Origin of the sequence: Coprococcus sp. AF16-5 (genome assembly GCF_003479365.1) — a bacterium.
GTDB lineage: Bacteria > Bacillota > Clostridia > Lachnospirales > Lachnospiraceae > Coprococcus > Coprococcus aceti.
The window spans coordinates 180,917-195,189 of record NZ_QUGZ01000004.1; the positions used below are offsets into that span (position 1 = coordinate 180,917).

Annotated in this window: 12 protein-coding genes; all 12 read right to left on the bottom strand. The window is 46.2% G+C overall.

Annotated features, from left to right (window positions below):
- Nucleotides 1-25: 25 nt before the first annotated feature.
- The 12 genes from DWW70_RS11545 to DWW70_RS11600 all read right to left on the bottom strand — a co-directional run bounded on the left by DWW70_RS11545 (nucleotide 26) and on the right by DWW70_RS11600 (nucleotide 14,187).
- Nucleotides 26-1,222, bottom strand: coding sequence for a hypothetical protein (locus tag DWW70_RS11545; protein ID WP_118649890.1), 1,197 nt, complete (start codon nucleotides 1,220-1,222; stop codon nucleotides 26-28).
- A gap of 95 nt (nucleotides 1,223-1,317) precedes the next feature.
- A complete protein-coding gene (gene thrS, locus DWW70_RS11550; RefSeq protein ID WP_022216928.1) occupies nucleotides 1,318-3,081 on the bottom strand; it encodes a threonine--tRNA ligase in 1,764 nt (587 codons plus the stop codon).
- Between the two features lie 440 nt (nucleotides 3,082-3,521).
- Nucleotides 3,522-4,541: a S66 family peptidase gene (locus DWW70_RS11555; protein ID WP_118649891.1), complete on the bottom strand. Its 1,020-nt coding sequence runs from the start codon at nucleotides 4,539-4,541 to the stop codon at nucleotides 3,522-3,524.
- Between the two features lie 90 nt (nucleotides 4,542-4,631).
- The gene (locus DWW70_RS11560) at nucleotides 4,632-4,940 is read right to left on the bottom strand and encodes an AzlD domain-containing protein (RefSeq protein WP_004851383.1); all 309 of its coding nucleotides are present in this window, start codon (nucleotides 4,938-4,940) and stop codon (nucleotides 4,632-4,634) included.
- Entirely contained in the window at nucleotides 4,940-5,647 is a 708-nt protein-coding gene (locus tag DWW70_RS11565) for an AzlC family ABC transporter permease (protein WP_118649892.1), read from the bottom strand. The genes DWW70_RS11560 and DWW70_RS11565 overlap by 1 nt, the downstream gene beginning before the upstream one ends.
- A 32-nt stretch (nucleotides 5,648-5,679) precedes the next feature.
- Entirely contained in the window at nucleotides 5,680-7,800 is a 2,121-nt protein-coding gene (locus DWW70_RS11570) for a transglutaminase-like domain-containing protein (RefSeq protein WP_147360149.1), read from the bottom strand.
- A gap of 39 nt (nucleotides 7,801-7,839) precedes the next feature.
- Nucleotides 7,840-8,931 (bottom strand): DUF58 domain-containing protein, encoded by a 1,092-nt coding sequence (locus tag DWW70_RS11575; RefSeq protein ID WP_118649894.1) that lies wholly within the window; start codon nucleotides 8,929-8,931, stop codon nucleotides 7,840-7,842.
- A gap of 36 nt (nucleotides 8,932-8,967) precedes the next feature.
- Nucleotides 8,968-9,927 carry an AAA family ATPase gene (locus tag DWW70_RS11580; RefSeq protein ID WP_015534031.1) on the bottom strand — a complete coding sequence of 320 codons (960 nt, stop codon included), beginning with the start codon at nucleotides 9,925-9,927 and terminating at the stop codon, nucleotides 8,968-8,970.
- Between the two features lie 74 nt (nucleotides 9,928-10,001).
- Entirely contained in the window at nucleotides 10,002-10,802 is an 801-nt protein-coding gene (locus DWW70_RS11585; RefSeq protein ID WP_015534032.1) for a tetratricopeptide repeat protein, read from the bottom strand.
- A gap of 41 nt (nucleotides 10,803-10,843) precedes the next feature.
- Nucleotides 10,844-11,833 (bottom strand): 2-hydroxyacid dehydrogenase, encoded by a 990-nt coding sequence (locus DWW70_RS11590; RefSeq protein ID WP_015534033.1) that lies wholly within the window; start codon nucleotides 11,831-11,833, stop codon nucleotides 10,844-10,846.
- Between the two features lie 106 nt (nucleotides 11,834-11,939).
- Nucleotides 11,940-13,475, bottom strand: coding sequence for a HAMP domain-containing sensor histidine kinase (locus tag DWW70_RS11595; RefSeq protein ID WP_022216934.1), 1,536 nt, complete (start codon nucleotides 13,473-13,475; stop codon nucleotides 11,940-11,942).
- A gap of 1 nt (nucleotide 13,476) precedes the next feature.
- Complete coding sequence (locus DWW70_RS11600) at nucleotides 13,477-14,187, bottom strand: response regulator transcription factor (RefSeq protein WP_015534035.1); 711 nt, start codon at nucleotides 14,185-14,187, stop codon at nucleotides 13,477-13,479.
- Nucleotides 14,188-14,273 lie beyond the last annotated feature (86 nt).

Here is a 14,273-nt window from a genome sequence, read left to right on the forward strand (position 1 = left end):
TATATACATGCTTTTGTTATATTTTTTATACTTTTGACTTCAACAGCCGTATGACCTTCTCAACATACGGCTTTACACCATCCCCAGGGAACACATCTTCCGGCATCTCAAATCCGTGTTCCTCACGGTACATATAATACCTGTTATCTATGTATTCACCATATTTTTCACAGAGATCATATACCTCCATGGTTCCGAAATCATCCAGCATCGTCACCGTCTTCACAAGTATGCTGTCACAGAAATCCTCGGCTATCTCCTCCACACCCATACACAACATTTCCTCGGTGGGGCTTTTTTTATCTATGGAATATATCTGATCCATATACAGCATTTCACCACTTCCCAGGTCAATACTGCCAGCATCGCCATCTATAGACCATACCCTCGCATTATATTCCTCTGTCAGCTTTTCGCCTCTAAAATCCCAATATTTGATACTGGCCAGCTCTTCGCCTTCGGTGACAAGCTCAAAGCTGTTCTCCAGGCACATCAGAACTTCGCCATCAATTTTCTTGTTATGCTTTTCTCTATCCCGGCGAAGTTTCAGCCGGTGGTTATACAAGTCCTCAGCGTTTTCTATGAATCTCGTAGCGCATGTATACAGACTGCGGATATCTTCCCTGTTCAGGCCGGTCAAACGGTAAAATTGAGCGATTCCAGAATCCACACCACAATTTGTTCCTATCTCCAGCTCATACCGATCCGGCTTGTCACACTCCGGGGATCTCTTTATCCTTCTGAGAACATATCCATCCTCCACATGTGTCCCCTCCGTCCCAAGACACAGCACTTTTTCGTACGGATCTCCGCTATTATTCCTCACGATCTGGGCATCTTCCATGTCTGAATCAAGTATAGTCCGTATATCCGCCTTGAGCTGCCGGACATTCGGGAAGTCGTATGCCGCCGCATTTATCAGAGTCTCCCACACCTCTCTATCGTTTTCTTCGTTATCTCCAGCCTTATCCTTTTCTGTATTTTCCAGGTTATTTCTCTTGCTTACAAGGAGCTGCATATGATAGTCAAATGACAGTATTTTATTCTCCCCATTCTCAATGTCGAGTATATTATCTCCGTTCACGGCCTCCATATCCGGGTGTGTATAACAGAGCTTATATGTGCCATTCGTCCAGCAGAAAATATCGTTAAAAAGATGACTGAGATAATCATCGTCATGCTCGCAGCCACTCTCACGTATAAACTTATATCCCTGTCTCATATCCTATGCCTCCTCACATTATGCATTTATTTACAAAAATAATACCCTGTCCTTGCGGACAGGGTAAGTGAACCTGTGGTGTAAAATTTTCACTCTTACTTGTGAGCCATTGTCTTGATCTCTGTGTCGATCTTCTGTACGAACTCGTCAAGTGGAAGAACTGTTGTGTCAGCCTCACCGTGAAGTCTGTATGATACTGTTCCGTTCTCAGCCTCATTGAATCCGATTACGAGAAGGTATGGAACCTTCTGAACCTGACCCTCACGCATACGATAACCAAGCTTCTCTGCTCTGTCGTCGAGCTCTACACGAACGTCGATGGCATCAAGGGCATCAACAACCTTATGAGCATAAGCCATGAGATCCTCGTTGTCTGTCTTGACAGGCATAACTCTTACCTGTACAGGTGCAAGCCATGTTGGAAGATTGCCCTTTGTCTCCTCAAGGATGTAAGCCATGAATCTGTCGAGAGATCCAAGGATAGCTCTGTGGAGAACTACAGGTGTCTTCTTCTCGCCGTCCTTGTCGATATACTTCAGATCGAACTTAGCTGGCAGACAGAAGTCGAGCTGACATGTCGAGAGTGTATACTCATTTCCTACGGCCGGCTTAACATTTACATCAAGCTTTGGTCCGTAGAATGCAGCCTCACCGATCTCCTCTGTGTAATCGATTCCTATATCATCAAGAACTTTTCTAAGTGCATTCTCTGCTTTGTTCCACATCTCATCGTCATCGTGATACTTTACCTTGTCCTCTGGGTCACGGAGTGACAGTACGCATCTGTAATCTGTGATTCCGAAATCCTTGTATGTGTCAAATATGAGCTTAACAACTCCTGCAAACTCTTCCTCGATCTGGTCTGGTGTCACAAATATATGTGAATCGTTCTGACAGAAGTGTCTTCCTCTCTCAATACCCTTGAGTGTACCACTTGCCTCAAATCTGAAGTCGTGTGCGATCTCAGCGATCCTGATAGGAAGATCCTTATATGAGTGCATCTTGTTTGCATATATCATCATGTGGTGTGGGCAGTTCATTGGACGAAGTACAAATGACTCTCCCTCCATCTCCATTGCCGGGAACATGTTGTCCTTGTAGTGATCCCAGTGACCTGATGTCTTGTAGAGGTTTACTGTACCTACACAAGGTGTCATAACGTGGAGGTAGCCAAGCTTTCTCTCCTTGCGCTTGATGTAGTTCTCAAGCTCCTGCCATACTGTATATCCCTTTGGAAGGAACATTGGAAGTCCACGTCCTACAAGGTCATCGACCATGAAGAGCTGCATGTCCTTGCCGATCTTTCTGTGGTCTCTCTCCTTAGCCTCTTCAAGTAACTGAAGATGCTCCTCAAGCTCCTCCTTTGTAGGGAAGCACACACCATATATTCTCTGAAGAACCTTGTTCTTGCTGTCGCCCTTCCAGTAAGCTCCTGAATGTCTGATGAGCTTAAAGTTACGGCAAAGCTTTACATTGTCTACGTGAGGTCCACGGCAGAGGTCTGTGAAATCACCCTGCTCATAGCATGTGATCGTTCCATCCTCAAGTCCATTTATAAGATCGAGCTTGTACTCGTCATCCTTGAACATCTCAAGAGCTTCTTCCTTGGATATCTCCTTGCGGATGATCTTCTTGCCGCTCTTGGCAACCTTCTTCATCTCTTTCTCGATGGCTGCGAGATCTTCCTCGCCTCTGATAACGTCATCGCCGAGATCTACATCGTAGTAGAATCCTTCTGCAACTACCGGTCCTACCCAGAACTTTGCCTGTGGGTACAGATGCTTGATAGCCTGTGCCATAAGATGTGCACAGGAATGATTCAGTGTCTTAAGCTGTTCGTCTTCTTTGAAATTAACCATGTCAGTTCTCCTTCTTACTTCTTATAAAGTGAAAATAAATTGCATGTAACAACTAAAAAAGCACCCTTAGATATAATCTATCTAAGGGTGCGTATGCACGTTTCCACCTTAACTTTTAACTCAATTATGCCTTTAACGCAGCTACGCGGTGACGCTTATATCGCGCACGGCTCGGGAGTGGTCTTCATGTGATATATCATAAGCTGCTCCCACCATATGTTCTGGCTCACGTCTGATTCATATCTGAGTCCGATTCACATATGCAACTCTCTCTGGATGCATCCACCACACTACTCTTTCCGTCTATGCCTTTGTCTTATCTGCCACCTAGTGTAGCACGATATATTTTTTTTCACAATAGTATTTTTTATTTTTTTGCCTTTATTTTTTCAACCATTTTCAGCCTTCTTCAGCCAATCAAACAGCCAACAGACTTCTCTCTACCTCATTTCCATGGAAAGACTCATATCCTGGCCGTCCACCATAAGAGTTCCCATGCTGCCGCATACCACAGGCATCATCGGTGACAGATGTCCGAGATCCACATCCATCACGACAGGCACATTGTATTTTCCTATGATCCCCAGCACAGCCTGATACTGGTCAAGGCCCATCATCTCCTGTCCGAACTGCAGCGGTCTGCCGATCATAAAGCCCTTACAGTATCTGAACCATCCGCCGTTGTCCATCTGCCACATGGCTCGTCTTATGGACATGACGTTCAGATCACAGGACTCGAGGAACCAGATAAATCCATCATCCTTATATCTCTCAAGGAATTCGCCAACATGGTCAAACTTTGTTCCTATAAGGTTCACCAGACAGTCCATGCAGCCGCCTATCATTCGCCCGCTCACCTGGAACTTCTCAGGATAGCCCTTTATCACTCTTGGCTCTGTGATGTTGTATGGCAGGAATGGATGTTCCTCATCCCTGAGGGACTCCTTCTCCCATCCGTCATATCCGGCAAATGACAGCTTCTGCCCCTGAAGAACAGCCATGGCATCCGCAATCGATCGGTGCCACGGCTCTTGTCCAAATGCCGCCGCACACGGACCATATATGGACGCCGTATCGCACAATGTCGTGAGCAGGAATGTGAGATTTGTGTTGTCCGAATATCCCATAAACCACTTCGGATCTGCCGCCCTCAGTCTGTCAAAATCAACATAGTTAAGTATCTCGCACATGAGCTCTCCGCCGCCGCAGGATATGAGTGCATCGTTCTTCTCCGATGTGTAATAGTCATTTATCTCCTGACCGCACAGCTCCGGCTTGTTGCTGATTCCTATGCCCTCACCGGTATAACAATTTGGCCCGATCTGTATACCAAAACCCATATTCCTGAAGTTCTCCTGCGCTCTGCCAAATGCAGTCTTATACGGCTCTGTATCACAGCCAAATGATGGCGCAACGAAACCTATCGCATCGCCCTTTTTTATAAATTTCGGAAATCTCATATATCGTACACAGGTATTTCCTGCTTACCTCCTTCTTATCGTTTTATCATATTCAGCCATCCGGTCCAAATCTCCAGACATCATAGATTTCTACATCAGTTTTAATATCCACTCAACCACGAACACCGTCACACACGCCGCAGCAGCCACAACTATAAGCCCCTTCTGCTTTATTCCCAGTATGAGTGCAACCGCAAATCCACACACAGCGCTTATAATACTCTCCGTACTGTATAAAATGGACGGAAGTGTCAGCGCCGTGAGACATGAATACGGCACATAATATAGAAATGAATTGACAAATCTGTTCTCTATCTTCTTGCGGAACGCCACCAGCGGCACCATTCTTATGAGGTAGGTGACGACCGCCATGGTTATTATATATATGTATATATTCATCACTGCACCTCCTTTTTCTCAGCAGTTCCCACTGGGAAGAATATAGCCCCTATCACAGAGGCTGCCACCGTGCTTATGATTATGGCAATTCCAGTCGATATAAACTTGAATATCGGAACGTAATACAACACGCATGATATGGCAGCAGCCACAAGCGCAACTATGGCAACCGGTCTCGATTTCTTAGCGACCGGCATGACTATGGCAACGAACATTCCGTAGAGTGCCAAGCTTAATGCGCTGCTGATGGACTTCGGAAGGATCCCGGATGCCACCGCACCGAACAGCGTTCCGCCCGTCCAGCCGACTATCGGAAGGAGCTGAAGTCCTATCATATACCCAAATGTCAATTCCTTCACATGGCCCATCGCCACCGCAAATATCTCGTCAGTATTTGCAAATGCTATTACGAGTCTCTCCTTGATTCCAACTGCCTCCCCAAGCTTCTGTGAAAGTGACAGGCTCATGAGAGAATATCTCAGATTGATTATGAACTGGGTGAGTATCATCTCAACCAGCGTTCCCCCTGCAAGGATAATCTTGAGTCCTGCAAACTGTCCCGCACTGGTTACATTTGTCAGGCTTATGATGACCGCCTGAAAACTTGTGAGTCCGCCCTTTACCGCCAGCAGACCAAAACTAAAACTTACTGCGAAATACCCCAGTGCTATCGGTATTCCATCCTTTAACCCTTTTCTAAATTCCATCTTAAATACTACTTCTTTCGTGACAAATTATGTTATCTCTTCCTTCTGCGTCCTCCGCAGTCGTAACACTTTACATACTTCCACACAAACCTGTCCTTGAACCCAAGGCCAAGATATGTGTATGCCCTTACCTTTGTATACAGCTTTCTGGCAGCCGCGATCTGCCTGTCATCCGGCTCAACGCGTCCGTATACAGCAGCCTGAACCCATTTTATAAACTCTGTGAACTCATCGCCCTTTATAAAGCTGCACGACTCCGTGACAGTGTCGGCATACTCCGTGTCGTTCTCACTGACGTTCTCTATGGCACCAGAAAACACCATCATATCATACATCGCCGTGGACATCTCGTATATAGCTGATATCCTGTTTCTTCCCACAAGCCTGCGTCTCCTGCGCGCAACTATCGTCCTTCTTCTGAAGATGACTGCGCCCCACAATATCAGTATCACGGCAAGCACAACAACGACTGTTCTGAACACTCTGTTCTGTACAAGCTCCGACAGACCATCCCCGGCATCCCCTGGTGATCCCGACTGCGCATCTCCACTGCCATCATTCGGGACATCGACCTGATTGCCATTTTCTCCTGTGCCATTTGAAGAATCACCATCCGTCTCCGTAGTGACTTCTGTATTCTCTGACATCTGGGTTGTCGAATCAGTTGTCGCCTCCGTTGTTACATCCGGACTTGAAGTCTCCTCAGAAGTCTCCGGCTCCTCTGTATCATCCGATGAATTGTCCGCAGTATTATCACCGCTGTAATCCGGTTCCTTCGGTATCCCCAAAGTATCCGCCCTGTCTCCAAGCGGTGTGGCATCCACGATCACCCAGTCACCGTCATCCTCACTGTACGCTTCAATCCACGCATGACTGTATTTATCCAGAACCACCGCACGGTATGTTCCATCCGACTGCTTTATCCACGCAGACGACGGCACCACATAACCTGTATTATACACGGTGGAGATTCCCAGTATCCTGAAGCCCACCGCCGCCGCAGAAGCAAAGTGAACACAATATCCCTCATGAACGTCATACATCGCACTGTTGACTGGATCCTCACCCTCGGTAAATTTCTTTGGTGCTGTGGTATATGACATATGCTGTCTTATATATGTCACCAATTTGTCCATGACCGCATTGGAAAACTTCTTATCTGGCGCATATCCCTGTATCTCTGATTCGTATCTTGCAAATGTATCCTTATCATAATACACCATGACCTCATCATCAGGGCTGTGTCCATCCGCCCTTCCGTGCCACGACCCATTCTCATATGTAACATAGCTTCTCGACTTGACGTAGAGATTTCCCTGAGGCTTATCCTCCCTGATTATCTCATCCACAACTTCATCACCGGGATTGACCTCAGAATCATCCACCTTATAGTAACCTGAATATCCTTTGTTACTTTCCCCCGACAGAAAATATTCCATGTTGTCCACCATGTCGAGCAGTTTCCCTTGTTCCTTCACACCTCTGTCGTATACGCTGTCATATACAAGAAGGGTGACAACAAGGCACGCGGCAAATACCGTCACAGGAACTGCAATGTTCCACACCACCGACAGTGGCTGTCCCATTCTCATGAGAACATATCTCGCCACGATAAGTGACAATACAGTAAGCACTACTCCGGGTGCACTCACAGGTACACTGAGTGTTGCGCCAGCAAGCATAAACAAAAATGCAAGTCCGATAGCTATCATCAGACTGTTACACCTGTATATCATATAAGTGGCAAAGAACATTGACACCGCCACTATAAAAAGCACAAATTCCGTCACAGCACTCACGCTGACATAGTCAAGATCTATGAGTCCTGTCTTTATCCCATAAACCTTTTTCAGATCATATGCTATGCTGTATACCATGCCCTTTCCTCCGGCATAGAGCAGCTTTCTTCTGGCAAGCCCCCATCCCAGCAACACAGTAACCGGAACCACAATATCCAGTATCCTCTGTTCTTTTCTCAAAATGTACCACAGAGAATAAACCAGTGCTATCACCAGACTTCCTATGATATACGCACCCACAAGATTGGTGGAGTCCATATATTTATTTATATCCGAGCTGTATGCGATATCGCCCACAAGGTATGTCATACCAAGCGACAACGCCCATACAGCCAGTCCCAAAACAACTCTCACTTCCACACCTCTGTAATTCTATGATGATGCCTGGAGAATCTACACCGTGATATAGGATTTTGCAAGATCCTCCTTTATGGTTTCAAATCCCACCTGAAAACTTTCATCTCCACACTCTATATTGCCATTCATGTCTATGTCGATGAAGCTTGTGAAATCCTCACCTCTGTATCTCTCTCTGTACATTCCTATCACATCGTAGCTGTCATTTGTCCTGGCATCCACATACGACAACCTTGCAGCGGCATCGTACACATCCTCCTCACGGACTATGCGGTATCTCGTTATGGACATCTCCTCCGGATCATACCACGCTATAAAGTGAGGGACTTTAACATCTATCAGTGAAAAGCTCACCGATACCATGGATTCCAGCGCAACAGACATTGCCTGTCCATAGTGACGGCAGTTTCTTCCATCGAGATCCATACAGATGATGACCGGACACGACAATGCCTTTGATGTATCCCTGACCATTATCTCATCCTGTCTGGCCGACAACTTCCAGTGGATACGGGTCATCCTGTCTCCAGGTCTGTACTCTCTCACCTGATACACCTCGGTCGAGTCATCGTTTCTCACATCCGAATAATATACATCACTGTCCGTCACAAAATCTCTTGTGTTCTTCGTGACCTCCACCGGAACGAGATAGCACTGAGGCAATACGTAAATGTACGCCGTTCCACCAACCTTTTTCCTGATTGAGAAAATATGGAAAGCATCATATATCCTGACGCCCGATGCCTTTATCTCGTATCTTCCGCTGACATCCAGCTTCATCTTTCCCACGCACTTTCCATACCTGTCATCTATCTGTTCAAATGTACTCTTCTTCTTTTTCTTCATACCCGGAGCAAGAACACTGAACACCGCTGCCACATGGGGTACCTGACCACCGGTGACAGATACCGCAAGTTCCGGACAAAATGTACTGTTCTTCTCAACCACAGGTATATTCATCTGCATCTTAACACTGGTTCTTATGTATCGCACGATCAGCCCGGCTATAAGACTCAGCATGACAGCAGTCATGATCACCGCTGCGAAAAAGTATGATTTTTCTTTATTGATTATTCCTATATATACACATGCCCCTATCAGGACAATATACAATATTCCTCGTCTCATACGACATCCTACCACTACACGCTTCCAAATCTCATGCTACTTTTTCGCCGAACTTCTTCGTCTAACCGACGGTTTGTACACCCTCTCCATTATGTCCTTGAGCACAGCCTCCTGTGTTATGTGGTTCACCCTTGCCTTGGCACTTAAGACTATCCTGTGTCTTATGACGTCCGTCCACACCATCTGCACATCCTCAGGTATGACAAAATCTCTCCCGCTTATATATGCCCAGCTCTTCGCCATCTTGGTGAGGGCTATCGTTCCTCTTGGACTCACTCCTAGCTCAAGGCTTGGATTCTCTCTGGTTCCAACAACAAGCTGGCCTATATAAGAATACACGTCATCGCTGACCTTGACATGCTTTACTTCCTCCCTGATAAGCCGCAGCTCAGACGCACCTATTACAGGCTGTACATCCTGAAAGCCATCAGCGGAGGTTCTTCCCTTAACTATATCCAGCTCGCTCTCTATGGATGGATATCCCAGCTTAAGGCACACCATAAATCTGTCGAGCTGGGAATCAGGAAGAAGCTGTGTTCCGGCACTGCCGATAGGGTTCTCCGTGGCAATTACTATAAATGGATCCGGAACCTGATATGTCACTCCATCCACAGTCACATGTCCCTCCTCCATAACCTCGAGAAGTGCCGACTGTGTCTTTGGAGATGTTCTGTTTATCTCATCTGCAAGGAACAGATTGCACATAACCGCACCCGGTCTGTACACAAACTGATTTGTCGCCTTGTCGTACATCGTAAATCCCGTTATATCTCCCGGAAGGACATCCGGTGTAAACTGGACTCTCTTGTTCTGGAGCCCCATTGCATTTGCAAATGCAAGAGCCATCGTCGTCTTGCCGACTCCCGGTACATCGTCCATGAGAATGTTACCGCCTGCGATTATCGCCGCCATTATCTTGGCAATACACACATCCTTGCCTATGACGACCTTCTTCACCTCATCTATAACGTCCATTACCTTGTCATTATAATTCATCTCGTTCTCCCATCCTTCAGATTATCTGTCTACATACGCAACAGGGAGGAAGCTCTTCCACTTCCTCCCTGTTATCATTGCTGCTGAAGCTTCGCCTTTACCGTCTCTATATTATTCATTATAACTCTGTATGTATCATTGTCCCCATAGACACTGTAGAGTTCTTCTGCCGCAAGCTGATAAAATTTGAGTGCCTGCTGGTAGTCCTCCTGTCTGTACCACACCTCTGCAACAGCAGACAGCGCAGCACTGTAGTGATATCCTCTGACACCCTTGAGCTGATATCTGCGCACCGCCTCCGTCAGCTTGTCCTGAGCTTCCTTGAGCCGACCTGCCCTGAGAAGGCTCTCGCCGAGATTGGCATATGTGGCAACAATCTCCGTACCGGCATTCTCATGTCTTTCTATGATGCTGAGCGCGTGCTCCAGTGCATCAACAGCCTTGTCGTAATCGCCAAGCTCCTGATAAATGAGCGCCACGTTGTTATAATAACCCGCCAGCAATATATCATATGGACCGAGCTGCTCCGAATATATGTCATACACCTTCCTGCAATAGGACAGGGCTTCCAACAGGTTACCTGCAGCCCTGTTCTCATTTGCAATATTCATGAGAGCGGTTCCATATGGAACTGTATCTTCAATCCCCATCTTATGAGCGAGCCTCATGACCTGCCTGCAAAAATACAGTGCCTTGTCGTGTTCTCCCGTAGTGCGGTGAAAACCGATAAGCTCATTGTATATCGCAAGCATGGAATCAGTATCCTTTTCATATTCAGCATCGCTGAGTGCCTGGGTAAGGTATCTCTCCACCTCCGGCAGTCTGTTCTCTGCGAACAGCTTATCAAGCCCGCTAAAAACCTCATTTATATTCATATAGTCAACCTCAATTTCTCTCACAATATCCTGTCATCACATCATAACACAATATTCGATTCATTTACAGACCCATTAAGGAAATCCATGGCATTGTCCAGAGTGGTCCTGCTTATCGCCTCCAGTGCCTCCTCTGTAAGGAATCCCTGATGAGACGTCACTATCACATTTGGAAATGACAACAGTCTCGCAGTGATCGAGGACTCCAGTATGTCATCCTCCCTGTTCTCAAATACATTTGGAGTCTCCTCCTCGTATACATCCAGCCCGATTCCGAAGAATTTTCTGCTTCTGATCCCAGCTATGAGATCGTCGGTCTTGATGAGTGCACCTCTGGAGGTATTCACCAGGATCACGTGATCCTTCATCATGCCAATGGTCTCTTCATTTATCATATGGTAGGTCTCGTCGGTCAGCGGACAGTGAAGCGATATAAGATCAGATCCCGCCAGAAGCTCAGGGAGCTCCACATATCTGACAAAATCAAGGTCCGGATTCTTATACATATCGTAGGCGATCACATCCATTCCAAATCCATGACATATCCTCGCCATGGCAGCCCCGATCTTACCGGTTCCGACGATACCGGCTGTCTTGCCGTAGAAGTTCATGCCTGTAAGTCCGACCAGACTGAAGTTGTTCTCCCTCACCTTTATATAGCTCTTGTGCAGTCTCCTGTTCACCGCCATGGCAAGTGCCATCGCATGCTCCGCCACAGCCTCAGGCGAATAGCCCGGAACCCTCATCACAGTTATACCGCATTTTTTTGCCGCATCCATATCCACGTTGTTGAAGCCCGCGCATCTCATCAGTATAAGCTTCACGCCCGCATCACTCAGCGCATTCACAACGGGTGCACTCACATCCGAGCTGACAAATGCACATATGGCGTCATACCCCTTTGCAAGTCTTGCGGTCTTCACCGACAGATCTGTGTCCACATAATCTATGGTCAGCTTGTCGTACTGATCTTTTATCGCATCGAACGACTCCATGTCATAACGCTTTGTATCATAAAATAATATATTCATATCTGTTCCTCCTGTTTTTTCCTCTATCGGTATAATGTGTAGCATTGCTTTTTTCTATGTACAAAAACGGAGATTCTCTGAACTGTGTACAGAGGATCTCCGTTTATTATTTGCGTGACAGTATAGCTGTAAGTCCCTGAGTCGGAACATGTGAGTCATCGTTATCCAACATGTTAGGCAGTATGAGTGTCGCCTCATACACCTTGCCCTTTCTGCAGGTCGTAAATGATCCATTCATCTCCTCCGCCATCTTCTGACATGTCAAAGTACCTATATGTGTGCTCTCAGCCTTGCTGCTTTCCGGATTTATATAATTTCTGAAATAAATTCTTACCTTTCTCCGATCTATATATACCCTTATATCTATGCTTTTTGATTTGTCCGAATACTTTCTGATGTTGGTAAATACATTGTCGGTTATCCTCTTCATACCCTGAAGATCAACGTAAATTTCGGCTTCCTTGTCCGAGATATCAATGTCGAACTGATATCCATTCTCGCCCAGGAGCACAACATACTCTCCAAGCATCTGGTCAAGGAACGGCCCCGCCGGGAACATCTCCATGTTGAGATCATCACCGCCCTTTGAATATACATAGAAGTATCTGAACATCTTGTCCGACATCGTCCTGAGCTGCTCCGCCTTCTCAGCACTTATCCTTATGTATTCGTCAAGCTCCTCCTGGGATGAATACTCCTTGTTCTGCATGAGCTCCAGATATCCCGCCATGACTGTGAGCGGAGTTCTTATATCATGGGCCATGGCTGTGACCAGATCACTGTTCGCCTGCCATGCCTCACGCTCCCTGCTGAGCTGCTCAATAATGGTCTGCCTCATGGTGTCTACATTCTCCGCCAGCATACAGATCTCATCCTGACCGTGTATTGTTATCGGCCCATTGATATCCACATCCTTGATATCCATGACCTCATTTGTGAGGCGTCTCATTCTGCCTATCTCTCTTCCGAAATAGACTATTATCACACCGATGAACAGGATACAGCATATGACAAATATCGCTATCTCTCCGACATCCTTGATCGTATCATCCGAATAGTCAACTATGCAGACATCAAACACTCCATCCTTGAATAGCACAGGATAGAAATCGTAGTCAAATTCATTGAGGTCTCCTCGCAGCATGCTGGAATTGCCGTAGTAAGCTCCCTCATCCGCGGTCACCGCATCGGATTTCTTCTGGGATTCGCTGCTCGAGGATGCCTTCCTCTTGATCTTTCTGATATTTCCATAGTTGTCCTGTAACAGAATGATTATCTCACCAGTCTCCGAATTCGTTATGACATATTTGTATGCGCCCTTCTTCTCTATCATCCAGTCAGAGTCGAATACTATATCATTGTTGTTATAAATCAGTATGTACACATTGTCGTGCTGCTCCTGCCATGCCCTGAGTGCCTGCGTATCCGTAGCCTTTATGGAATGGCTGGTCACATATGAAGCAAAGCTCTGGATCTGTCTGGCGGATCTCTTCTGTGTATTCGTGTCACTCATGTATACATTTTTCATGTAGCTGTTCAGTGCAAATGTTCCTGCAAAAAAAGCCGATATGGACAATATTAGCCCAAGCAGTATGATCACAAACAGCTTTACCCTGAGTGTCCGCTTAAATGGCATCTTCATATCAGTCTACCTGATATCCCTTTCCATATATGGTCCTAATGATCTCAGGCTGCGCTGAGTTGTCCTCTATCTTCTGTCTGAGTCTGAGTATGTGTACCATGACCGTATTGGAAGATGAAGGAAGATACTTCTCCTGCCATATATTCTCGTAGAGTGCCTCGAGTGACCATGGCTTTCCTCTGTGCTCCACCAGGAAGAACAGAAGTGCATACTCCTTGTCGGTGAGCTTGATGACCTCACCGTTCTTGATCACAATCCTCTTAAATGAGTCAATATTTATATTGCCGACTGAGATATTCTTTGGATCGGTCTCTGATTTTCCGCGGTACACCTTGTATCTTCTGATAAGAGCATTCACCTTGCGGTTAAACTCGCTCTGGGTGAATGGCTTTGCCAGGAAATCATCGCCACCCACATCGTATGCCTCGTTCTGATCCGGCTCCTTCGTCTTCGCCGTCAAGAAGAGGACTGGGATAGATGAAAACTCTCTGATCTGCTGGCATGCCTCAGTACCTGAAAGCTTTGGCATCATTATGTCCATAACTATGAGATCGATGTCCTTGTCCGCACGCACGGTCTCGACAGCCTCAACTCCATCGGCAGCCTCCACAACATCGTATCCAAGTCTCTTGAGATATATATTGAGCAGCGTTCTGATGTCCTGCTCGTCGTCCACTATAAGTACTTTTACAGATTCTTTTTCGTTCTCCATATCGCATTACTCCTTATCCACACCAAATGTATGTACATTATAACAAATACTCATATCTTTATTCCATTCTAAACTTCTTTGTAAGG

Bases quoted from the DNA above. Each gene is read 5' to 3' on its own strand.
- DWW70_RS11545 (WP_118649890.1), bottom strand. From the start codon at position 1,222: ATGAGACAGGGATATAAGTTTATACGTGAGAGTGGCTGCGAGCATGAC.
- thrS (WP_022216928.1), bottom strand. From the start codon at position 3,081: ATGGTTAATTTCAAAGAAGACGAACAGCTTAAGACACTGAATCATTCC.
- DWW70_RS11555 (WP_118649891.1), bottom strand. From the start codon at position 4,541: ATGAGATTTCCGAAATTTATAAAAAAGGGCGATGCGATAGGTTTCGTT.
- DWW70_RS11560 (WP_004851383.1), bottom strand. From the start codon at position 4,940: ATGAATATATACATATATATAATAACCATGGCGGTCGTCACCTACCTC.
- DWW70_RS11565 (WP_118649892.1), bottom strand. From the start codon at position 5,647: ATGGAATTTAGAAAAGGGTTAAAGGATGGAATACCGATAGCACTGGGG.
- DWW70_RS11575 (WP_118649894.1), bottom strand. From the start codon at position 8,931: ATGAGACGAGGAATATTGTATATTGTCCTGATAGGGGCATGTGTATAT.
- DWW70_RS11580 (WP_015534031.1), bottom strand. From the start codon at position 9,927: ATGAATTATAATGACAAGGTAATGGACGTTATAGATGAGGTGAAGAAG.
- DWW70_RS11585 (WP_015534032.1), bottom strand. From the start codon at position 10,802: ATGAATATAAATGAGGTTTTTAGCGGGCTTGATAAGCTGTTCGCAGAG.
- DWW70_RS11590 (WP_015534033.1), bottom strand. From the start codon at position 11,833: ATGAATATATTATTTTATGATACAAAGCGTTATGACATGGAGTCGTTC.
- DWW70_RS11595 (WP_022216934.1), bottom strand. From the start codon at position 13,475: ATGAAGATGCCATTTAAGCGGACACTCAGGGTAAAGCTGTTTGTGATC.
- DWW70_RS11600 (WP_015534035.1), bottom strand. From the start codon at position 14,187: ATGGAGAACGAAAAAGAATCTGTAAAAGTACTTATAGTGGACGACGAG.